Source organism: Psychrobacter sp. Sarcosine-3u-12 (assembly GCF_002836005.1).
In the GTDB taxonomy this organism is placed as follows: Bacteria; Pseudomonadota; Gammaproteobacteria; order Pseudomonadales; family Moraxellaceae; genus Psychrobacter; species Psychrobacter okhotskensis.
This window is the reverse complement of record NZ_PJBY01000057.1, coordinates 1-389: the sequence shown is the minus strand read 5'-3', so window position 1 is coordinate 389 and position 389 is coordinate 1. Positions and strand designations below refer to the sequence as shown.

The window sequence follows — 389 nt, the reverse complement described above, 5'->3', positions numbered from 1 at the left end:
GCTTGAGATAGCAGAGGCTAACCTTGAACACTTTGATGAGACTTGGGGCACAGAGTACCCGCATGTGGTCAAGTCTTGGCGTAATAACTGGGAGGGCTTAACGGTGTTCTTTGAGTATCCTAAAGACATCAGAAAAGTGATTTATACCACCAATGCTATTGAGTCGCTAAACAGTGTGATTCGGACGGCGGTGAATAAGCGTAAGGTGTTCCCCTCTGATCAGGCAGCATTCAAAGTGGTCTATTTAGCAACTCAGCAGGCATCCAAAAAGTGGTCGATGCCGATTCGTAACTGGACGTCTGCTCTGAATCGTTTTATGATTATGTTTGATGACCGTATCAGTAAGCATTTAATCTAAATGGCAGTTACACAGAATCTGGGATGGGCTC

1 protein-coding gene is annotated in these 389 nt (G+C 45.0%); it reads left to right on the top strand.

Annotation, left to right across the window (positions count from 1 at the left end; translation table 11 throughout):
• On the top strand, positions 1 to 358 hold a 358-nt coding region (locus tag CXF65_RS01135), incomplete at its 5' end, for a transposase (RefSeq protein WP_198551937.1).
• Between the last annotated feature and the right edge of the window lie 31 nt (positions 359 to 389).